Genomic DNA, 22,321 nt, shown 5'->3' with positions numbered 1-22,321 from the left:
TCAAAACCAAAAAAGGAAAGACCTTAACCTGGTCTTTCCTTTTTTATTTCTTAATGGTAAAACTGAAAGTACTCCCCTCTCCTTTTACTGAAACTACATTTATTTTTCCACCCAAGGATTCCACATTCTTTTTGACAATTGCAAGGCCTATACCCGTACCGGAGTATTCATTTCGTCCGTGAAGACGTTGAAAAACATTGAAAATCTTTTCTTGATCACCCTCATCTATCCCGATTCCATTGTCTTTTACACTAAATTCCCAGAAGTTCTTTTTGGATAGAGCAGTGATTTCAATTACTGGTGGAATACCTTGTTTAGAGTACTTGATTGAATTTCCTATAAGATTTTGGAAAATCTGCATGACCGGAGTTTTATAAGAATAAATTTCCGGCATTTCTCCTATCATGATTTTTGCCTTTGAGTTTGATATTTTCCTCTTGTACATTTCAAGAACATCGTCAATGATCATTCTGATACAAATATCTTTTTTGTATTCCTGGTGCCTGCCTACACGCGAAAATTCAAGTAAATCCAGGATGATGTTTTTCATTCTGGAAGACCCGTCAATGGCGTAATGGATATACTGTTTTGCTTTGTCATCCAATAGGTTACCATATCGCTTTTCAAGTAATTCCATAAAGCTTTTGACCATGCGTAATGGTTCCTGCAAATCATGCGACACCACATAAGCAAATTGTTCTAATTCTTGGTTTGAAAACCTTAACTCCTGTATACTTTTTTCAAGCTTTGTGTTAAGCTGTTTAAGTGATTTTTCGTACTCCTTTCTGGGACTTATGTCAGAAATAGCCCCCAGAGCTCTTGTCACTACCCCTGATGAATCTCTCACAAAAATAGCTTGGTCACTGACATGGGCGTAAGTACCATCTTGCTTCAATAGCCTGAACTCTCCATACCAAGAATTCTTTTTTTCTTTTCCGGACATGATTCTAAAGATTTTTCGCATGACCTTTTTTCTGTCCTGTGGATGGATGAGGCTTGCAAAAAACTGAAAACTGGGTTTAAGCTCTTGGACATCATACCCAAAGAGATTTTTGAAGCCAATACCCCAAAACACTTCATCACTGGCGATGTCATAATCCCAGATCGCATCCTGCGTGGCCCTGGTGATGATTTCAAACCGCTCATTTGATTGTTTTATCCTTTCTTCAGCTGTCTTTCTCTCATGTATATCCTGAAAACTCCCATAGACACGCATACATTTATTGGAGACCAGTTCAGGTGTTCCAATAACCCTGACCCATTTTTCAATGCCATTTGCTGTTATGATCACTGCTTCAAAATCAAAGGGGATACCTTCCTCTATAGTTTTTTTCACATTGTCTTTGGCAGTTTTTTTAAAATCCTGTCTGAAAAAAGTCAAGGCCGTTTTAAAATCAGGTTTAAACCCATGCGGTACTTCATGAATATCACAAGTAGTAGTTGTCCAACTGATATCCATATTTTTAACATCGATTTCCCAAGCTCCTAGTTTTGAAATTCCCGTGGCAACATCCAGAAGTAATTGGATTTTATAAAATTCAGTGATGTCTTTTATGGTCCCAATAACTCTTATAGCTTTTCCATCTTGGTCTCTCAGAATTACTGCCGAATCTTCTACCCACCTGTACTCCCCTTTACCATTGAGCAATCTGTATCTTATGTTCAAGGCTGTTTCTTTGCTCTCATGGACAGTTTTATAGAAGATTTTACTCATCTTTTCATTCTCTTCCGGATGTCTTAAAGTATGGATAAACTCCAGGCATTCTTCGATTGGTTTCCTTTTATGTAAAAATATTCTTTCAAAGTTTTTGCCCATATAGAGCAATTTATCTTGTGGAAGATATTCATACAAACACTCAGAACTTGCTTCATTGAGTAATTCAAACATTTCATTGACTCTCTTAAGCTCTTTTTCTGCTTTGATTCTCTCTGTAATATCAATTCCTGAGCATTGAATTTCAGAAGGGTTTCCTTCTTCATCTAGTAAACACACAAAGTCCCATAATGTAGTTAAAATCCCACCATTACGGGCAGGTTTGTCGATTTCTACTTTAAATACCTTTTCAGGGTTTTCTATACATTTTGCCACGATATCGTTCACCCGTTGATGGTGATGTTCACAAATGCTACAAATACTTGCCTGACCTATTGGGCTATTTTTGTACATCCATGCAAATTCTTCTTGGAATTTCTTGTTAATATAAGTGTACTTGCCTTCCAGATCTGTCCTGATCACATAGTTGGTCTGTGATTCAAAAAACACACGATATCTGGCTTCACTTTTCGCCAACTTTTGAAGGGCAATATACTTTTCAGTAATGTCCCTAGAGTTGGCAACAATCCCATTGATATTTTTATCTTCCAAAAGATTGGTCGCAATAGTTTCCAGCCATCGCCAATCACCTTGCCCATTCTGATATCTAAAAGGTTCAATCTCTATTCTTTTTGAATCAAAAAGCCTTTCAAAATTTTGTTTTACTCTTTCTTTATCATCTTCGTGTATAAAGTCAAAAACATTTTGATTGGTTATCATCTCAGGTTCTACTCCCAAAATACTCTTAGCAGTTGGACTTACATAGAGATAATTACCTTCCAGGTCGTGGACGGTAATCAAGTCATTTCCATCCTGCACCAAAGACCTGAACCTGCTTTCATGCTCCATGATTTCAGAAATATCAGTGGAATTCACAATGATTGCCTGTACAGCTTCATCATCATAAAGGTTAACCCCAGTACTTTGAAACCAAATGTAATTTCCCTCCTTATGCCTAAATCTGTAAGGTGTGGATTTTACTTTCTTTTTAAATTGAAGCTCAGCATATTCGGATTGGACTCTTGCTCTATCGTCGGGGTGAAAAAAATCAAAACCATTTTTACCCTTCAATTCCTCAATTTGATAACCAAGCTTAGAAGGAACGGTTGGACCAATTTCAAGGAAATTTGCATCTTTATCCAACATGAAAAGAAGGTCGGTCCCTTCTTCGATCAAAGCTCTGTACCTCCGTTCCTTTAATTGCCTTGCCTTTTCACTTCTTCTTAATTCAAGTAGTTTGACCACCTGCTTACCAAGATTTTTAAGTGCCTCAGGCTGTCCCTTATCCAAATCTCTGGGAATGTAATCCATCACCCCCAAAATACCGACAGGGAGCTCATCTTCCATGGCCAATGGAATAGCCGCATAAAAAATTATTTCTTGGCTGTTACTTTTCAGATCCAACAACTTAAACCGCTCATCCTTTCTGAGATCTTTGATGACAAAAGGATAGCGGGGTGAATCCAAAACTTTGGCTCCAATACTATTTGATAAAGAGGTCTTTGGAAATTGAATTCCTTGTTGAGATATAAAAAATTCTTCTTCCTCTCCTATAAAAGAAATAAAACTTATCGGGGTATTACAGACATAGCTGGCAAGTTCAGTTATTGCGTCAAAATCTTCATGTGATATATTTTTTAATAATTCCAGATCCTTAAGTACTTGATTTCTGCTATGTGATTTTGGGTTTGCTTTAGTTGTCATAGTGGTTTATGGTACATTTCGATCTCCAAAAAAAAGACTTTATTGAAGAACTTACTTTTAAAAATGCAATTGCATTTTAAAGAAAACTTGGTAAAATAAAGAATTTAAGTCTTACATTTTTTATCTATATATTATTCAAGATGTCTAAAAACGTAAATGAAAATATAAAAAAATGAAATTAAAGGTATATTCGAGATACATTTAATGGAGAAGAATAAAGGTTATTCACTAAAATGTACCTTCCTAATCATCAAGTTCTGGTTTAAGATATTCATTATAAAAATTAGCAGCTGCTAATTGATGAGGCATCAAGACAGTTTCTGCACCCAAATCCTTCAAATAGCTTTTGTCAATAGAGTTGATTGCAGTCAAGTAAAGTTTTCCTTTGTAATCTGACCTTTGGAGTTTTAATAAAAGATGCTTGGCAGACTCCGGAACAGGGACGGTGTTGATGATACATTTGGCATTTTCAAAAGGAATCTGGCTCAACAAGTCAGGATCTTCGATATCGGCATAAATCACATCCCTGCCATTTTCTTTATACTTCTTGACAACATTCGGATCAAAATCTACTCCGAAATAATTGCAGTTTTCACGCTCATTTTCAATTCTTTTTGTGATTTCTGACCCCAATCTTCCAAGCCCTATCACAATGGTGTGGTACTCTTTGCCTTTTTTGACGTCTTGGTTTTCATTAGCATTGAGCTTTTCCCTTTCAAATATTGATAAAGCAGGAGCAATGAGATTGTATATCTGGTGGGAATACAAAATCAAGTAGGTAGAAAGAGCAATGGTTATTAGGCCTACAAGTGTGATAAGGCCTAAAATTTCATCATTGATATGTCCTACACTAAGACCTAACCCTGCAAAAATCAATGAAAACTCAGAAATTTGGGCTACAGTCAGGCCAGCCAAAAAGCCAGTTCGCTTTTTGTATCCCATAAATCCCATAATAATTAAAACTATGATTGGATTGCCTATCAAGACAAAAAAGGAAAAGATTAATGCACTTGGTACTTGTTCGCCGATCACTGAAAAGTCAAGGTCGGAACCAAGGTTTACAAAAAAGAAGAGCAGAAGAAAATCCCTTAAGCTTGTCAGTCTTCCGCTGACTAGGTCCTTGAATGGGGAAGAGGCTAAACTTACCCCTGCCAAAAAGGCTCCGACCTCACCACTAAATCCTATCAATTCTCCAACAGCTGCTAATGCCACTGCCCAAGCAATAGCGAATAAAGTTAATAGTTCAGGAGACCTGGCTAGAAAATGACTCACCCTTGGGATGAGATAGCGCATCATCAGAAAGGTAAAACCAACAAAAATAACACTGTAGAGCAATGTTTTTCCTACTTCCTCTATCACCGACCCGTCACCTTCCCTACCTATAGTAGCAAGTACAATCATCACCAAAATAACTACCAGGTCCTGGACTATTAGAAAACCTATAGCAATCTGACCGTGCAGAGAGTCAATTTCTTTTTTGTCGGAAAGGAGTTTTACGATTATAATGGTACTCGAAAATGTAAGGGCAACAGCTATATAAAAGCTTTCCAAGTTACCAAAACCCAAGGCTAAGCCTATCAAATAGCCAAATAGGGAAGTAAATAAGACCTGTCCAAGTCCAGTCAGTAATGCGATTTTTCCGGTGGATTGTATCAATCTCAAATCCAACTTTAAGCCAACTATAAAAAGCAGGATTGCAATACCAATTTCAGCCAAAAGGTGGATATTTTCTTTGGATTGAACTATATCCAAAAAAGAAGGGCCTAATATGATACCTAAAAATATAAACATTACGATCAAAGGCTGCTTCAAAAACTGACCAACACCACCTAGTATAGCAGCAAAAAGAAATATCAAAGCAAACTCCATAAATGGATTGTCCGCAAGATCTTGGAGAAACTCAATCATGGAAGTATAATTATTGGGGCAAAACTATTGTAAACCAATTCATTGATCAGGAATTTTCGGGAAACCTGATCAGAAAAAGATCGGGAACCTCTCTGAACGACAAGCATGGAATGTTCCATTTCTTCATATACTTTTTTCAAACCTTCTAAAGGGTTTTTATCCTCGATCAATTTAAAGTGCGAAGGAACTATGTCCTCGATGAGACTCTTAATACCTGATAAATAATGCCCCCCCTCTTTTGCATCATCCTCTGATTTGATAATAGAAACTAACTCTACATATGACAAAGTAGAACCAAATAATGACAACAACTTCCTTAATACTTGGGGCTCTATTTTTTTTCTGTAGTGAGTTCCTATCATCAATTTTTCAGGAACAAGCTCTTTCAGGTCTAAAGGTATTCCTATAATTACATGTTCAAGATTATCGATCAACTGTGTTGCAGTACTTCCTATCAATATCCGTGAAAATGTATCTAATCCTTTGATGCCTAAAACAATAATATCATCCTTTGATACCTTTGGAGAATTTTTAAAAAATTCAATCAAGCTTCCACTGATGATTTGGGTTTCGTTATTGATATCCAAGCCTACCTCTTCCAATAATTCATTGATGTTATTCTTCGCTTCCCTTTTGAGATTATACTCCATCTTAAGCCTAAGGTCTGCATTGGCAAGTGAAGGAAAGACAAGGTCTACCTTGTGAAGAATCATGATTTCTATTCCATACTTCTCTTTCCATGCAGCCGCTAAGCGGAGCTGTTGCAATGAATATTTAGAAAAATCAATGGGTACGATAAGTTTTAAAGACATAAATCAAATTATTGAAAAACGATTGAAAATAATTCATTTTTTCCAAAATACTTCAATGCCTCATCAATTCCTGCACAAATAAAAAGAGGCCTTCAAGTTGAAGACCTCTTTTTCAAATCATTAGAAACTTTGTTTAAGCGGCATTTCTGGCAGCATTGATGATAGCAAACATTGTTCTGAGTATCAACATTTGGAGATTCCTGTCCTCTTTGCCTGTTTCCAGCATCGTCTGAATTGCATATTGCTGAATGGTAATGACCGGCAGTACGATTTTTTCTCTGATGGCTATGGACTCCTTGGAGGTCAAATTATCCTGAAGCAATGTATCCATACCGGAAACTTCCAAGAGTAATTGAATCGTTCTTTGATATTCATCAAACATCAAATTCCAAAAATCACCATACTCCTTATTGTCTTTCAGATAGGCAGTAGCTTGATAAAATGATTTGGCCAATGATTGCATGGAATTTCCCAAAAGAGATCTGAAAAACAGAGAGTCTTGATAAAGTTTTTTGGCTTTATCAAAATCCCCCTCTTCCTTGAGCTTGGCTAAAGCTGCTCCTACACCAAAAAAACCTGGAATGTTCTGTTTCATTTGCGCCCAAGAGCCCACAAAAGGTATAGCTCTGAGGTCTTCAAATTTTAAACCTGAAGACTTTCCTCTTTTCAAAGGTCTGGAACCTATATTTACCTGACCGAAAAACTTCAGAGGAGTGACATGTTCCAAGTAGGGGACAAATTTTGGATGGTTTTTGAAGTCTTTATAGAACTGATAAGAAGTCTCCGCTAACCTTTCAATCAGTTCTCTTTGCTCTTCATTCAGATTCTTTTCAGAAGAAGGGTAAAGTTCATTTTCCAGACCCGCACTAAGAAGTTGTTCGAGGTTGTATGTACAGGAAACAGGCTTACCATAATTTGCAGAAATCGTCTGCCCCTGAATGGTCACTTGTATTTCCTCGTTTTCTACTTGTTCTCCCAAGGAGGCATAGAAGTTATTCATATTACCTCCTCCTCTTGCCGGAGGCCCTCCCCTGCCATCAAAGAATACCACATCCACTTCATACTCCCTAGATACCTTGGTGAGTTCTTCCTTAGCACGGAGAATTGACCAATTGGCCCGTATATAACCTCCATCTTTGGTGCCATCAGAGAAACCTAGCATGATAGTCTGTTTTGACTTACGCTGCTTGAGATGTTGGGAATAAGCCTTGTTTTCATAAAGCTTCCTCATGATTCCCGGGGCTTCAGCCAAATCGTCGATTGTTTCGAATAGCGGAACTATATCCAAAGGAAGGTTATTTTGGTCTTTACCAAATCTCAATTTGGCCAATTGGTAGACCTCTAAGATGTGTAGTCTTGATTGACAATTAGAAATAATATATCTGTGAAGACCTTCTTCCCCATTGGTTTTTTGAACAGATTGTACTGCATCAAAGCTTTTCATCATTTCCTGATGAAACTCATCTGATAGATCCTCTGCCTCTGGTATACACTCTAAGCCAAGAAGGTAATTGATTTTTCCTTCTTCATTGAGGGCATGATACTTTTCCAATTCTTTTTTGCCTGACTTCACTTCGATCAGTTCATCCCAAAGCCCATCGTGTTTTCTGCTATCCTGTCTTACATCCATATTGGCAAAGTGAAATCCGAAAATTTTCACTTTAAGGATAAATTCATCCAGCTGATCCAAAAACAGTCCATCATGATAATCAATCAGTCCTTTTCTTGCCTCGTAGAGGTCTTCAAGCAATGACTCCTTGCTGGTATAATGTGCTTGATTTTCAAAAAGGGAATTAAAGAGACCATTTTCCACTTTCTGCATAATCGGCTCTACATTTTTGAATGTAAGTCTTCTACGCAGTTTTCTTACATCTCTATAATAGCATCGCAGAATCCATTTTTGAAGTCTTTCGGCCACTTTGACGGTAATGTCATGAGTGACAAACGGATTTCCATCTCTATCTCCTCCTGGCCAGAAACCTACTTTCAGTAAGCCTGGATTATCCCATTCATGGGATGGAATGTTGAGGTTTTTTAGCAGCTTGGAAAGTATATCCGGGATACTCTTATAAAACACATTGACCAAAAACCAAATTAAACTGACAGCTTCATCCAGAGGGCTTGGCTTTTCCTTGTTGATAAAACCGGTTTTCCCCAATTGCTGCAACAGTAGGTTGATATTGCCCAAGTCATTGTCTCTAATAGCCGCTTCCAGATCAGTAATGATTCCAAGCACATTGCCGGGATAAAATTGTGTAGGATGAGCTGTTAGTGTCAGTCTGACAGAAAAAGTTTTCAGCTTTTCAATCAAAGCCTCTCTTTTCCTATCGTTGTCAGCACGGGCGATCAAGGCTGAAATACTTCCTTTGCCCTTTAGGTCGTGGATTTTTTCAAAAGCCGCATCTTCTATTGAATCAAAGAGTACAACCTGTCTTTCCACATACTGCACCATTTTGAACAAAAGATCATGCCGCTCCTTTTCACTGTTCTGTTGCATCATTTCTTCAAAAAAACCCTGAATGATTTCTTTAGGTGTTTTTTCCTTTTGAAATCCTTCCTGACATTTGCTTGACAAAATCGGCAAAAGTGTACCTGTGCGGTGAATGTCACTAAATGGTAAGTCTAAAAAAAGACTGTTGTAAATCGTAAACCTTTTGGCTACTTCGGTTTGGTAATTGTTTATTGACATAGTAGGTTTAATGGTTAAGAATGTGAATTTAGTAAAAAATAAATAAATCATTAAAATCTCTTATACTTTAGCAATAAAAAGAACTTACTATTAAATTTTTTTCAAGAAAATGACTCTTTTAATAGAAATGCATCATCAAAAAGCTTGGTTCTTTACAAATGCTTATTTGTTTTGGCTAAAGATTATATTCGTATTTTAGCAACCGATAGTTAAAAAAGAAAACAAACCAACGTCTATGATTTTTGCAGTAATATCAGGGTTTATCTTAGCTGCTTTAGTACCTCTTTTTTCTTCCTTTGCCAGAAACCTGATTCCAAAAATCTACCCCTTTCTTCCGTTGGGTATCTTCATTTATTTGGGCACCTGTTTTTCTCAGGTTACCCAAAATGCACCAATGCATTGGTCATACAACTGGGTACCAAGTTTTGGGGTTAACCTGGATTTCAGGCTGGATGGGCTGGCCTTGCTTTTTGGAATGCTGATCACAGGAATAGGAACATTGGTATTCTTCTACTCTTCCTATTACCTTAAAGAAGACAAATATCTGGATAGGTTTTATGGCTACCTTTCCATGTTTATGGCCGCTATGCTTGGCTTGGTGCTTTCAGACAATCTCATCAGCCTATTTGTATTTTGGGAACTGACCAGTATCAGTTCATTTTTTCTGATAGGGTACAAAAACGACGACCCTTCGTCCCGCAAATCTGCATTGATGGCTTTGGGAATTACAGGTTTTGGTGGTCTGGTACTTTTGGCAGGCTTGATCTGGATCGGTTTTGTTGGTGGAAGCTATTCAATTATCGAACTGGTGAATTCTTCTGAATTAATCAAAAGCCATGAAGCTTACCCTTGGATAATTGGTCTTTTGTTTATCGGTGCATTTACAAAATCTGCCCAATTTCCTTTTCATTTTTGGTTACCTGGAGCTATGAAAGCGCCCACTCCTGTGAGTACCTATCTCCACTCAGCGACTATGGTCAAGGCTGGCATTTATCTTTTGGCAAGATTCACCCCTGTTTTGGGTGGAACTGACTCTTGGAATTGGACATTGATTCTTGTAGGTGGAATTACCATGCTCTATGCTGCTGCCCATTCCCTTTTCAGAACAGATCTCAAAAGTATATTGGCATATTCAACCATTTCTGCTTTGGGAATATTGGTATTTCTTCTTGGAGTTGGCACCGAAGATGCACTTTTGGCAGCAGGGATTTTCATACTTACCCATGCTTTATATAAAGCTACATTATTCCTGATCACAGGCATAATAGATCATGAAACAGGAACCCGTGAAGTAACTTCGCTAGGAGGACTTCAAAAAGTCATGAAACCTGTGGCGCTTGCCGGATACCTTGCTGCCCTTTCAAGTGCAGGGGTTCCGTTATTTTTAGGTTTTATCAGCAAAGAGATCATGTATGAATCAACTTTCCACTTTTCAAATTGGGCAATCATTCTTACTGCCTCCATAGTCTTAACCAAAGTTTTCCTATTTGTAGCCGGATTTTGGGTGGGTATCAAGCCGTTTACCGGTAATTTACCTCAGGAGCATGCAAAGGCAAAAATGCCAAGCCCCTTACTTTGGATTCCCCCTGTTTTTCTAGCAGGACTCTGTGTTTTATTTGGTGTATTTCCAGGTATTTTGGATGCTTTTATGCAAACTGTTTTTAACAGCATGAGTCCTGAGGGTGAAGTAATTCATCTGGCTCTTTGGCATGGCCTCAATTGGGTTTTAGTTCTTAGTTTATTGACCTTAGGTCTTGGATTTGCACTTTACAAATTTTTAAAACCCTCTCAGTCTTTAAAAGGTAAACTTGCACCTTTCGACAAGTTTGCCCCTATTGAGTTGATGGAAAGAATTGGAATAACTTTCCAGTCTTTTGCAGGTTCATGGACAGGCTTTTTTCAAAATGGGTATTTGAGGAATTATGTAATTTCCATTTTAATTTTCCTTACCGTATTGGCTGGGTATAGACTCTATGACGGCGTGGATATACACTTGGATTGGAGTCAAATTTCTGATATTACACCTTCTGAATTCTTGGTAGTAGTCTTAATGGTAACATCTATTTTCTTTGCCTTGATAACCAAAACAAGGACCGGAGTCATCGTTGCCTTAGGGATAATCGGATTGGCAAATTGTCTGTTTTTCCTCTATTACTCAGCCCCCGACCTTGCAATGACCCAATTTTCAATAGATACCTTGACAGTCTTACTGTTTATGTTGGTATTGTTCCAGCTTCCCAAGAACAGGTCATTTTCAACCCGAAAATTGAGGGTCAGAGACGGGGCACTCTCCTTGATGTTTGGCGTACTGATATCCATCCTCGCTTTGGAGGTTTTTGAAGCCCCTTCCTATACAGAGGTCTCTGAATACTATGCAGAAAATGCCTACTTACTTGCCAAGGGCAAAAATGTTGTGAACGTGATTTTGGTAGATTTTAGAGGCATAGACACTCTGGTAGAAACAGTGGTACTTGTAATTGCTGCGATGGGGGTTTTCAGTCTGCTCAAACTTAATCTCAACCCTTTCAATAAAGAATAATATGAAATCGATAATATTCCAAACAGCATCTAAATACCTACTTCCTTTATTGTTACTCTTTTCGGTTTTTATCCTCTTAAGAGGACATTATTTACCGGGAGGAGGCTTTGTAGGAGGACTCATGGCAGCTATAGCATTTATCCTATATTCTTTTGCTTTCGGGCTTAAGGAAACCAAATCGATTGTAAAACTAAACCCAAGGTACCTGATGCCTGTAGGATTAGCAGTTTCAATACTCGCAGCGGTCAGTCCATGGCTGGTGAATTTACCAGTGATGACAGGACTTTGGTATGATGAGCCGCTAAAACTCATCGGGATGGTAGGTTCTTCTCTTTTTTTTGACATTGGGGTTTATCTGGTTGTAATCGGTTCCACCTTGACTATCATGTTTTCTATTTCCGAAACTATCTGATATGGAGTTATTATTGATTTTCATCATAGGTCTCTTGCATGCAGCAGGTATTTACATGCTGTTGAGGAGAAGTATGTTTAAAATGATCATAGGACTTATTTTGCTTGGCAATGGGGTCAATCTTTTGATTTTCCTTCTTGGAAGGCTTGTCAAAGGAAAGCCACCTGTTATCGATGAAGCTTCAAAAGTATTTACTGAAATCTATGCTGACCCTGTGCCGCAGGCTTTGATATTGACCGCTATTGTGATTGGCTTTGGACTACAATCATTTGCTATTATTTTGATCAAAAGAGTATATAAGGTGCTCGAAACGGATGATTTGGACGATTTAAATTCAACTGACGAGGAAATATGAATAACAGCTGGATAGTTCTTCCCATTTTATTTCAACTGGTCTCGGCAGTAGTACTTTTACTTACATGGGGCAACATCAAAATTCAAAAAATAGTCAGTATACTCCTTTCAGCAATTGGCTTGGGTATAGGTATTTGGCTTTTTCTTTTGATATATAACCATGGAATTCAAGTCACTCAGTCGGGAAATTGGCCGGCACCATTTGGGATTACATTTGTAGCGGACACCTTTGGTTCTACCATGGTGCTCCTAGCATCAATCGCAGGTTTTTCTGTTTCCATTTTTGCTGCAGGCAGTATGAGCCGGGCAAGGTTGCGCTTTGGATTTTTCCCTTTGTTACACTTCTTGATCATGGGCTTGCAAGGAGCTTTTCTTACAGGTGATATTTTCAACTTGTATGTTTGGTTCGAAGTCATCATTATTTCCTCCTTTGTGCTTATAACCATCGGGGGTAAAAAAGCACAATTAGAAGGAGCTATCAAATATGTGGCGCTCAACCTTCTGGCTTCAATTTTCTTCCTCATAGGCATTGCTTTTCTTTATGGGCTAACAGGCTCCTTGAACATGGCAGATCTTGCCACCAAAGTTCAGGAAATAGACAACAAGGGTTTGATCAACGTGACAGCCAGCTTATTCTTAGTTGCTTTTGGTATCAAGTCAGCAGTTTTTCCGCTTTATTTCTGGCTGCCGGCCTCCTATCACACCCCTCCTGCGGCGGTGGGTGCCATTTTTGGGGGGTTGCTGACCAAGGTTGGGGTGTATGCCATGGTCAGAACCTTTACCTTAATTTTTGCGGGAGATGTTTTTCTCAGTCTGATTTTATCAGTTATGGCAGCTTTGACTATACTTTCGGGAGCACTTGGAGCCATGTATCATAGACACCTAGGGAAAATATTCGGGTACCTTATCATTTGCCATATCGGTTTTATGATGGCTGGTGTGGGTATGATGACCGAGCTTGCTATAGTGGGAACTGTTTTCTATTTGGTCCATGATATCATAGTAAAGACAAACCTCTTTATGGTATCCGGATTGATTTTAAAAATCAATGGCACTCAAGATATCAAGGAGTTGGGAGGAATGTACAAGTCTAAGCCTCTTTTGTCATTGTTGATGGCGATACCTTTGTTTTCTTTGGTTGGAATACCTCCCCTTTCAGGTTTTTGGGCCAAGCTTTTCTTTATAAAAGGAGGGTTGGAAAGCAAGGAATATTTTCTGATAGCCTTTATTATCTTGGGTTCATTTCTTACACTTTGGGTAATTGCGAAAGTTTGGTCGGAAGTTTTCTGGAAGGATGCTGTCAACTTGCCCAAAAAATCCAAAGGAATCTTTTTCCATGAACTAAGCTCTACAGGAAAATGGGTCTTGGTCTTACCGGTCATTTTCCTAAGCATCATTTCCCTTTATATAGGTTTTGGTGCTGAGCATATCGTAAGCCTTTCCCAGCGTATCGCATCTGAATTAATGAATCCTGCTTCGTATATTGAAACTGTATTAAGCCAAAAAACAATAGAGCCATGATTAAATCCTTATTCTTAAGCAATATCTTATTGGCCTTGGTCTGGGTTTTTGCCACGGGTACGCTCACTCAAGAAAACTTTTTATTCGGGTTTTTGATCGCCTTCGGTATACTTTGGCTCATTACAATCAATAGAACCGAAATCAAATATTTCTCTTTCGTTCCTAAAATATTATGGTTCTTTCTCTTTGTATTGAGTAAGATTATTGCAGCTAATCTACAGACTGTCAAAGAATCCCTCTACAAAAAAGATGATTTATCCCCTGCCATCATCAAAGTTCCACTGGCCGCAAAAAGCGATCTTGAGATCACTTTTCTGGCCAATTTGATTTGCCTCACTCCAGGAACAATGGTATTGGATGTTTCTGATGACAAAAAGGCCATGTACGTACACTCCTTGCACTGTGAGGACAGGGATACATTTATCAAAGAGATAAAGACTGAATTTGAACAACGTTTACTAGATCTGATGCGATGAGCTTAGCAGAATATTACAATTATGTCATATTACCTATACTGGGCCTTTCTATTATTCTGGTCTTTATCCGGTTTTTGAAAGGACCAAGCATTCCTGACCGGGTAATCGCACTGGATATGTTGATTCTGATTGCCATTGGGATTATAGCCGTTTACAGTATGCAAAATGACCAAAGTACCTTTTTGGACATTGCCATGTTATTTGCCCTGATTGCCTTTTTGGGTACAGTTGCATTTGCTTATTTTCTAATCCAAAGAAGTCAAAACGATGAATGAAATAATCATTATGATCATGTTGACCCTAGGTTCGCTTTTTATATTGTCTACCGCTGTGGCCATGTTGAGAAAACCTGATGTCTACCTGAGAATAAATATTACCACCAAAACGGCTACACTTGGCTTGGGGCTTATATTATTGTCCTCAGCTATCTATTTTTGGGATTATTCAGTCACCACACGTGTGATTGCTATCATTCTGTTTATCTTTTTGACAGCACCTATCGGTGGGCATATGCTGATGCGCTCAGCCTATCTGACTAAAACCAAAAAATGGGAAGGAATGAAGGTGGATGATTTGGAAGGTCAGTATGATCCGAAAACGAAGAAATTATACAGTGAAAAAAGAAATACTGGTTTTGCTCCTGAAACAACCGAAAAAGACTAAAAAATGATAAAAAATAGAGGCCTTTTCCTAACCCTGTTGATCTCAACATTGATATACTTTGCATGTGATTATGAACCAGAAGAAGAAATGATAGAACCGGCATACACATTTTTATTAGGAGCATATACCGATAGTGAAGACCAAGGAGTCGGCTTGTTACAATTTGATCCTGAATATCAAATTCTCACTTCCAAAGTTATCTCTGAAGGTATTAAAAATCCTTCTTTTGTTATTTCGAACAAAGCTCAAAACCTTGTTTTTGCCGTGGAGGAAACTTCTGGAGAAAATGGAGGAAAAGTCAAATCCTTTGAATTTGATCGTGATAATGCATCCTTAAAATTATTGGATACCCAAGACACATACGGTGACCACCCTTGCTACATGAGCCTAGACCCAAGTGAAAAATTTCTTGTTGTGGGAAATTATTCAGGAGGCAATTTTTCTGTTTACAATCTTGAAAATGGAAAAATGAAACATATCCAAACCATAGCACACGAAGGTCAGAGCATCAATCCCTCCAGGCAGGAAAAAGCTCATGTACATTCGGCTGTATTTCATCCCAATGGAAAACAACTTTTGGTGGCTGATCTTGGGACTGATAAGATCCATTTGTATGATTTCAATCCAAATTATGCAGTTCCTTTTCAGCATGCAGAAAAACCCTACCTAGAGGTAGATGCAGGTTCAGGTCCAAGACACCTGGCAATTCACCCCAATGGAAAAATGGTCTACTTGATTCATGAACTCTCCGCAGATGTTGGGGTGTACAGTTATGAAAATGGACAAATGGCAAAAGTGCAGGTGCTTGGACTTACAGATCCTGATTTTTTTGGGACAGTTGGAGCTGCAGAAATTAGAATTTCTCCGGACGGAAAATTCCTATATGCTTCAAACAGAGGTGATGCCAATTCGATTTCAGTTTTTGAAATTGAAAAAGACGGAAAAATCAGATTGCAGGAACGAGTAGATAGTGGTGGAGTTATGCCTAGAAATTTCATCATTACTGGAGATGGAAAATATCTTTTAGCAGCCCATCAGGAGTCATCAGATATCTTTGTATTTGAAAGGGATCAAAGGTCTGGGAAATTGAAGCAAACATCTCTTTCTACCTCAAGCCACAAACCGGTTTACTTTTTTGGTTTGAATTAATATGAAATTTTTATCTAAAATGTGTGTAGAATCGGAATGCCTGGAAAATTTTTTTTGGTCAATGAATACAAATACTTTTAAAATATTTTAGAGTATTGGTTTTAAATGTGAAAAGTATCCGTACCTTTGAGCATATTATAAATTCAATTACATTATCATGAACACAGGAAAAGTAAAATTTTTTAATGAGTCCAAAGGATTCGGTTTTATCGTAGACAACGAATCATCAAAAGAGTATTTCGTTCACATCACAGGCTTGATCGACGAAATCAGAGAAGATGACGAAGTTACTTTCGACCTTAAAGAAGGAAGAAAAGGCCTAAATGCTGTGAATGTAAAAGTAGTCTAAGCTATATACACATTGACATCAAAAATGGATAAGCCCCGAATATTTCGGGGCTTTTCTATTTTTAAGGTTCTTCTAATTTTTTCCTATCTCGTCCAAGTCCCATAAATCTTCTCCTCCTTTATATCTAAGTGTTCCATTATAAATGTCCAAAGGCGATGGGATATTATTGTGATACAACTGGCCTGTACCCAAGCCTTGAGGCAGAGAATTGTCAAAGGTGCAGGTAAACTGTGCTATTGCGTTGAGACCGATATTACTTTCAAGTGCTGATGTCATCCACCAGGATATATTTTGCTCTTCAGCAGTTTTGATCCAAGCATTCGACTGAAATATCCCTCCTACCAAGGTAGGTTTCAAAATTATGTATTGAGGCTTTACATGTTGCAATAAAAATTTCATGTTTTCAGCAGAGTGTTTACCGATCAATTCCTCATCTAAGGCAATTGGAACTGGGGTGTACTTACATAATTCAGCCATAGCTTCCAATTGCCCCTGTCTAATTGGCTGTTCTATACTATGCAAATCATAAGCAGACAAGCGCTCCAGTTTATTCAAAGCCTCATCTGGAGAAAAAGCACCATTGGCATCCACTCTAAGGGTAATGGTTTTGTCATCGAATCTTTCTCTGATGTAAGCCAAAAGCTCACATTCCTGATCGAAATCTATCGCTCCAATTTTCATTTTGATACAATCAAATCCAGCTTCAAGCTTTTCATTGATTTGTTTTAGCATAAAATCCTTCTCTCCCATCCAGATAAGACCGTTGATTGGAATAGCTTTTTGACTTTGGTAAAAGTCTGTGTCAAAGATCATTTTTTTGCCGCCGTTGAAGAGATCCAAAAGTGCAACTTCAAATGCAAAACGGATACTGGGGAATTCTTCAGGGATATTTTCCTGAACCCAACTTAGAACTTCATTTTCTGATGAAGGCACATTCGCTCCAGAAAGGTTGCTACAAAGCTGGGCTAGAAAATCCTCAAAGTCTAATCTATGGTCAATGCTTAATTTAGGAAGTGGTGCAGCTTCACCCCAGCCCTCAACTATTTTGGCTGAATTAGTCTTGGCTTTTAGAAAATAGGTTTTTTTTGAGCGAAGTACTCCGCGGGAAGTACCTGCATCAAACTTGAATTTTAAAATATGCGGAAAATAGGAGAATTGAATATTATTTAAAACTTCTGTCATTAAGGCTATATTTGCAGGCTAAATTGAATACACAGAACAAGAAAAGGATGAGTTTGTTGAAATCTATCGAGAATATTCGCTTGACTGAATACGAATATACATTGCCTGAGTCCAGAATTGCCAAATTTCCTTTAGAAAAAAGAGATGAGTCAAAACTATTGCAATATGGCCCAAAAGGAATAAGCCATCATAGCTTCAAAGAACTGGATCAACTCATTCCATCCGGAAGTTTGATGGTTTTTAACAATACAAAAGTAATTCCGGCCAGGTTGATCTTTCAAAGAGAAACAGGAGCTAAAATTGAGATCTTTCTCCTCAAGCCTATACTTCCTAGCACTGTAATCAATGAAATAATGATCAGCACAACATCAGTCACTTGGGAATGCATGATCGGTAACTTGAAGAAGTGGAAAGAAGGAGAAACCTTAAAAGGTTTTGTAGAGATTCAAGGAAGAGAGGTTGTAATTCAGGCAGAACTGGAAAACAGGGAATCCAGAAGTGTCAAGTTCTTGTGGTCTGATCAAAATATGCCTTTTGTTTCCATTGTAGAAGCATCAGGGGAGGTCCCACTCCCACCCTATCTTAATAGAAAAGCAACAGAGGAAGACAAACCTAGGTATCAGACTGTCTATTCCAAAAAAGAAGGAGCTGTTGCCGCTCCAACAGCAGGCCTTCATTTTACAAATGAGGTTTTGGAAAAGCTGAAAGCAAAAGGAGTAAAAGAAGAATTTCTAACACTTCATGTAAGTGCAGGAACATTTCAACCGATTAAAGCTGAAGTGATCACAGAGCACAACATGCATAGCGAGCAGATGGTGGTGAGCTTCGAAAGCATAGAAAATATCAAAACTCAGTCTGAAAAGATAATCGCTGTAGGCACTACCTCCATGCGCACCTTGGAAAGCTTGTATTGGTTTGGCGTGAAGCTTTTCAATAATTTAGGAAATACTTTCTTTATTGATAAACTTTTTGCTTATCAGGAATTTGATTCACTGCCATCAAGAAAAGAAAGTTTTCAGGCTATAAGCGAGTATATGAAAAAAAACAATCTCAGCGAAATAACCGGTTCCACTGAGATTTTTATCATGCCAGGATACGATTTTAAAGTATGCGAAGGCTTAGTGACCAACTTTCACCAACCTTCATCCACATTGATCCTTCTTATTGCTGCTTTTACAAATGGAAGTTGGAGGGATATCTATACTGAAGCTCTAGAAAAGGATTATAGGTTTCTAAGTTACGGCGACAGCAATTTGTATTGGAAATGATATTACTCACCTCCTCCTGAACCCAGTTTATTGATGCCGTTGATAAGGTTCTGGTAATACGTACGTCCCACAGGAACTGAATCTTTTCCCACAGTCAATTCTTTCGGATTGATTGTCAGAATTTCCTCAATTCTTACAATATAGCTTTTATGAATTCTGATAAATTCCTCTTCTGGCAAAACTGATTCAAATTCTTTTAAAATGTTTCTTAAAGAGTAAACACTATCTCTAGTTACAAGGGTAGTATAATTCCCATCCCCTTTCATCCACATGATGTCTTTAAATTTCACTTTTACCAAGTTCCCTTTATTTCTGACAAAAAGGGCATCTTTAACTAATAATTTGTTTTCTTTTTGAAGAGTCCTCTTACCGTTATTGTTTCCATTGGACTTTGTTGAATAATCTTTCAAGACCTCTTTCATGACTCTATTTTTGGTTTATGTCTTGGTAACTTTTTGTTTATGGAAATGTTTGTTCATCTTCTAAATTCCCCCACATATACCATTCAGCCTGTTTATGAAAAAAATAAAAGATTGCTACTATGATTTCAATATTTTAGATTTGAAAAACTGATCTTATCATTCACCATGTTGAATTTTATCAAATCTTCGAGGACACTGTATCTGGTTTTTCTGGTCTTGATTGTAAGCTGCGAAAAAAAAGAGAGCCCAATCCCCCTCCAAGAGGGTCAGGTCAGACTAACTTCTATTGAAGTCCAGGCTTATTTGCAAGGTAATCCGGGAGCTAGATTATCTTCTGGTTCTTCTTGGACCCACGTCTACCCTTCTTCTGCCAAGATTGTTTTCAAAAACAAACAATCAAATGAGGAGTTTGAACTGGTTTTTGACCCCAATAATTTCGGAAATGCTTCCATTACCCTTCCATACGCAGATTACATCTACCACACAGAAGTGTCAGGCGGAAATTATGAAAACTTTCTCCCATTTTCAGCAGAGGGTGAGTTTCGGCTAAACAGTTCCAGTTTTGATATCAAACTTCAAGCAGAAACAGAGTATGGACTCATTACGGTGGAAAACAATAACCTTGAAAGCGCACCAATTCTTGTTGATGAAGGAAATGTCAGTATGAACTTTCTTGGAAATCATTATTTCAAATATGTGCGTTCGGGAAGAGAGCCTGTTTTGGAAATAGTGGAAAACGTATTCCAGAATACGATCAGGAGAACGGTCCGAGTAGAAGCTTACAAGCATTACAATTACATTGTCAAGATTTCAGACGGCACCGGAGAAGTCATAGATCTCCAGATGAAAGATTTTGAATTGATCGAAGAGGAATTGTTGGTCAATGTAGAAGCTGTCCCGACATCTCAGATGCCTACTTTGGTGACCAACTTGAATACTGAATTGAGAGAAAGCTCTGGACTGGCATACTTCAATAATCAACTCTGGACCATCAATGACAGTGGAAATGAAAACATGGTGTATCAGGTGGACATCAATACAGGCAATACGCTTAAAAGGGTTAGGGTTACCAATGCCAGCAATGTAGATTGGGAAAGTTTGGCTCAAAATGACAAATACCTTTTCATTGGAGACTTTGGTAACAACTCCGGAAATAGAACTGACTTGACAATATACAGGGTTGAAAAAACGAAAATCCTTAACCAAGAAGAAGTCGAAGCTGAGAAAATCACTTTTACTTATTCGGATCAGAGCAACTTTTCATCTGCGATTAACAATAACAATTTTGATTGTGAAGCCTTTTTTTTTGCCAATGGCAACTTGCACCTCTTCAGCAAAAATTGGCTTGATAACAAAACTAAATATTATATACTACCTTCAGACCCGGGAAATTATGAAGCTCAGTTAGTTACTGATTTTGATACACAGGGTTTGATCACCGGGGCAGACATCAATCAAGTTACAGGAGATATAGTCATGGTTGGGTACACAAATGCCGGTTTGTCAACTCAGTGTTTCGTTTGGCTTTTTTCAGGCTATTCTGATTTTGATATATTCGAGGGAAAAAGAAACCGCATTGTTTTAGGAAGCCCCGCTGTATTGGGACAGACAGAAGCCATTTACCTGAAGCCGGATAATTCAGGTTGGATTTCTTCTGAGCAAATTTCTGCGGGAGGTTTTACAGTTCCTGGAAAACTTTTCTCATTTGACTACAAGTCATTTTTTTAATCCAATGATGATACTTTTTTAGAGTTATTTCTGATCAATTTATCCAACTCCATCGCCAAAGGTCTCAAATAAGAAAGGTACTTTTTATTTTCATCATCAAGCTTGCTTGGGTCAATCAATTCCAACAGACCTAGAATAGATGACAAAGGAGACCTCATCAAGGTGTTTTGATTGTGAAGAATATCCCGCATCACTTTATTCTGATCTTTGAGTTTCTTCCTGTTTAATGTGTCATCATTAATGTCCTGACATGCATACCCAAATCCCACTACATTTTCATAAGTATCTATCAAAGGAAAAAACTTATGGGCGTATATTCTGGATTCATTTAGCCTTTTCAGAATTATAGGCATTTCAAATGACTTGAAGTTCCCACTCATGATTGATTCCACATCTTTGAGAAACACCTCATCAACACCATCAAAAAGGAAATTTGTAAATTTATCACCATCCTTCAAATCCCTTTTAAAATTAGTTTTGACCAATTTCTCAGCTGCTGAATTGTAGCCAATTATTTTCAGGTCTTTACCTACCAAAAATACATTTTCATCAGTATTCTCAAGAACTGACTGCAAGGTGAGTTGTAGCTGTTTGATTTCTTCAGAAAGGTTCTGAATTTGAGAAATGTCTTTGAAAATCACATCAAGACCGGATTTTCTAGGGATAATATAGACTTTATACCATCTTCCATTGATTGTACTGAAATCCTCAAACACCCTAAGGGTTTTGGATTCTTTGGCTTTTTTGAATTCCAGAGCATACCTGTAAATATCCTTGTCCGGATAAATCTGCCAAATAGTGTTGCCTAATAGCAACTCTCTTTTTTTGGTGAAAAACTTTTCAGCTAGCTCATTGACATTCAAAATCTGCCAAGAAGAATTCAATTGGAAAAAGATATCAGTAGCAGGGTTAACGTCTTTGGGGAAGGTATAATCAGTTGGTACAGTACTCACTACCATTTGTCTAGGATGTCCAATACCCAAAATACCGGAAAAATCTCCTTCATCATTTACCAATGAAGTGAACTCCCAATTAGCTGATTGCCCATTATGACTGAGCTCTATGTTTGTAGCCTGATTGGGTTTTTCTGTGACTTCTACCAAAAAAGTATGGAGATCAAACTCAATGTCTTTATCGAGGCAATCAGTAAAATTGGCTTCAAAATTTTTTATTTGGTCTGAAGCAAATAGTTTTTGAAATTTTTTACCTGCAAAATAAATCTGACCCTCTATATCCAATACACATAGGTAAAGTAAATTCGATTCCTTGAGGAAGGAAGGGATCATAGCATCTAATTCTTCTATTTTTAACATATCCAAAGGGATTATGAAT

The 22,321-nt window shown here is 37.9% G+C and carries 18 protein-coding genes; 11 read left to right on the top strand and 7 right to left on the bottom strand.

Translation table 11 applies throughout. From position 1 onward, the window contains the following. Positions 1 to 43: 43 nt before the first annotated feature. The 4 genes from A33Q_RS21485 to A33Q_RS05160 form a co-directional block, all read right to left on the bottom strand. On the bottom strand, positions 44 to 3,517 hold the full coding sequence (locus A33Q_RS21485) for a PAS domain S-box protein (RefSeq protein ID WP_009032450.1): 3,474 nt from the start codon (positions 3,515 to 3,517) through the stop codon (positions 44 to 46). Positions 3,518 to 3,760: 243 nt separating this feature from the next. Further along, positions 3,761 to 5,425 carry a cation:proton antiporter gene (locus A33Q_RS05170; protein WP_009032449.1) on the bottom strand — a complete coding sequence of 555 codons (1,665 nt, stop codon included), beginning with the start codon at positions 5,423 to 5,425 and terminating at the stop codon, positions 3,761 to 3,763. Beyond that, a complete protein-coding gene (locus A33Q_RS05165) occupies positions 5,422 to 6,237 on the bottom strand; it encodes a universal stress protein (RefSeq protein ID WP_009032448.1) in 816 nt (271 codons plus the stop codon). Before A33Q_RS05165 ends, A33Q_RS05170 begins: the two co-directional genes overlap by 4 nt. A gap of 133 nt (positions 6,238 to 6,370) precedes the next feature. Then, the gene (locus A33Q_RS05160) at positions 6,371 to 8,926 is read right to left on the bottom strand and encodes a phosphoenolpyruvate carboxylase (protein WP_009032447.1); all 2,556 of its coding nucleotides are present in this window, start codon (positions 8,924 to 8,926) and stop codon (positions 6,371 to 6,373) included. A 235-nt stretch (positions 8,927 to 9,161) separates the two neighbouring features. Here A33Q_RS05160 and mbhE point away from each other — a divergent pair, with 235 nt between their 5' ends. From mbhE to A33Q_RS05115, 9 genes are all read left to right on the top strand, one after another. Next, positions 9,162 to 11,465 carry a hydrogen gas-evolving membrane-bound hydrogenase subunit E gene (gene mbhE, locus A33Q_RS05155; RefSeq protein WP_009032446.1) on the top strand — a complete coding sequence of 768 codons (2,304 nt, stop codon included), beginning with the start codon at positions 9,162 to 9,164 and terminating at the stop codon, positions 11,463 to 11,465. A 1-nt stretch (position 11,466) separates the two neighbouring features. Continuing rightward, the gene (locus A33Q_RS05150; RefSeq protein WP_009032445.1) at positions 11,467 to 11,877 is read left to right on the top strand and encodes a Na+/H+ antiporter subunit B; all 411 of its coding nucleotides are present in this window, start codon (positions 11,467 to 11,469) and stop codon (positions 11,875 to 11,877) included. A gap of 1 nt (position 11,878) precedes the next feature. Continuing rightward, positions 11,879 to 12,232: a Na+/H+ antiporter subunit C gene (locus tag A33Q_RS05145; RefSeq protein ID WP_009032444.1), complete on the top strand. Its 354-nt coding sequence runs from the start codon at positions 11,879 to 11,881 to the stop codon at positions 12,230 to 12,232. Beyond that, the gene (locus tag A33Q_RS05140) at positions 12,229 to 13,752 is read left to right on the top strand and encodes a proton-conducting transporter transmembrane domain-containing protein (protein WP_009032443.1); all 1,524 of its coding nucleotides are present in this window, start codon (positions 12,229 to 12,231) and stop codon (positions 13,750 to 13,752) included. Before A33Q_RS05145 ends, A33Q_RS05140 begins: the two co-directional genes overlap by 4 nt. Beyond that, positions 13,749 to 14,228, top strand: a complete 480-nt coding sequence (locus A33Q_RS05135) for a Na+/H+ antiporter subunit E (protein WP_009032442.1) — start codon at positions 13,749 to 13,751, stop codon at positions 14,226 to 14,228. The genes A33Q_RS05140 and A33Q_RS05135 overlap by 4 nt, the downstream gene beginning before the upstream one ends. Continuing rightward, positions 14,225 to 14,503, top strand: coding sequence for a cation:proton antiporter (locus A33Q_RS05130; RefSeq protein WP_009032441.1), 279 nt, complete (start codon positions 14,225 to 14,227; stop codon positions 14,501 to 14,503). Before A33Q_RS05135 ends, A33Q_RS05130 begins: the two co-directional genes overlap by 4 nt. Then, positions 14,496 to 14,891, top strand: a complete 396-nt coding sequence (gene mnhG / locus A33Q_RS05125) for a monovalent cation/H(+) antiporter subunit G (protein ID WP_009032440.1) — start codon at positions 14,496 to 14,498, stop codon at positions 14,889 to 14,891. The genes A33Q_RS05130 and mnhG overlap by 8 nt, the downstream gene beginning before the upstream one ends. 3 nt (positions 14,892 to 14,894) lie before the next feature. Further along, positions 14,895 to 16,040: a lactonase family protein gene (locus A33Q_RS05120; RefSeq protein WP_009032439.1), complete on the top strand. Its 1,146-nt coding sequence runs from the start codon at positions 14,895 to 14,897 to the stop codon at positions 16,038 to 16,040. A gap of 157 nt (positions 16,041 to 16,197) precedes the next feature. Continuing rightward, the gene (locus A33Q_RS05115; protein WP_009032438.1) at positions 16,198 to 16,389 is read left to right on the top strand and encodes a cold-shock protein; all 192 of its coding nucleotides are present in this window, start codon (positions 16,198 to 16,200) and stop codon (positions 16,387 to 16,389) included. 72 nt (positions 16,390 to 16,461) lie between these two features. Here the strand turns inward: A33Q_RS05115 and menC are convergent, their stop codons facing one another. Beyond that, entirely contained in the window at positions 16,462 to 17,571 is a 1,110-nt protein-coding gene (gene menC, locus A33Q_RS05110; RefSeq protein ID WP_009032437.1) for an o-succinylbenzoate synthase, read from the bottom strand. Positions 17,572 to 17,618: 47 nt separating this feature from the next. Between menC and A33Q_RS05105 the strand changes: the two genes are divergently transcribed. Next, complete coding sequence (locus tag A33Q_RS05105; RefSeq protein ID WP_040489964.1) at positions 17,619 to 18,839, top strand: S-adenosylmethionine:tRNA ribosyltransferase-isomerase; 1,221 nt, start codon at positions 17,619 to 17,621, stop codon at positions 18,837 to 18,839. A 2-nt stretch (positions 18,840 to 18,841) separates the two neighbouring features. Here A33Q_RS05105 and A33Q_RS05100 read toward each other — a convergent pair whose 3' ends face one another. Continuing rightward, entirely contained in the window at positions 18,842 to 19,261 is a 420-nt protein-coding gene (locus A33Q_RS05100; protein WP_009032435.1) for a LytR/AlgR family response regulator transcription factor, read from the bottom strand. Between the two features lie 165 nt (positions 19,262 to 19,426). Between A33Q_RS05100 and A33Q_RS21480 the strand changes: the two genes are divergently transcribed. Next, a complete protein-coding gene (locus A33Q_RS21480; protein WP_009032434.1) occupies positions 19,427 to 20,989 on the top strand; it encodes a hypothetical protein in 1,563 nt (520 codons plus the stop codon). Here the strand turns inward: A33Q_RS21480 and A33Q_RS05090 are convergent. Continuing rightward, a complete protein-coding gene (locus A33Q_RS05090) occupies positions 20,986 to 22,302 on the bottom strand; it encodes a PAS domain-containing protein (protein ID WP_040490057.1) in 1,317 nt (438 codons plus the stop codon). The genes A33Q_RS21480 and A33Q_RS05090 overlap by 4 nt on opposite strands. Positions 22,303 to 22,321: the final 19 nt, after the last annotated feature.

This window comes from Indibacter alkaliphilus LW1 (genome assembly GCF_000295935.2).
Taxonomy (GTDB): Bacteria; Bacteroidota; Bacteroidia; order Cytophagales; family Cyclobacteriaceae; genus Indibacter; species Indibacter alkaliphilus.
This window is presented reverse-complemented; position numbering and strand designations above follow the sequence as displayed.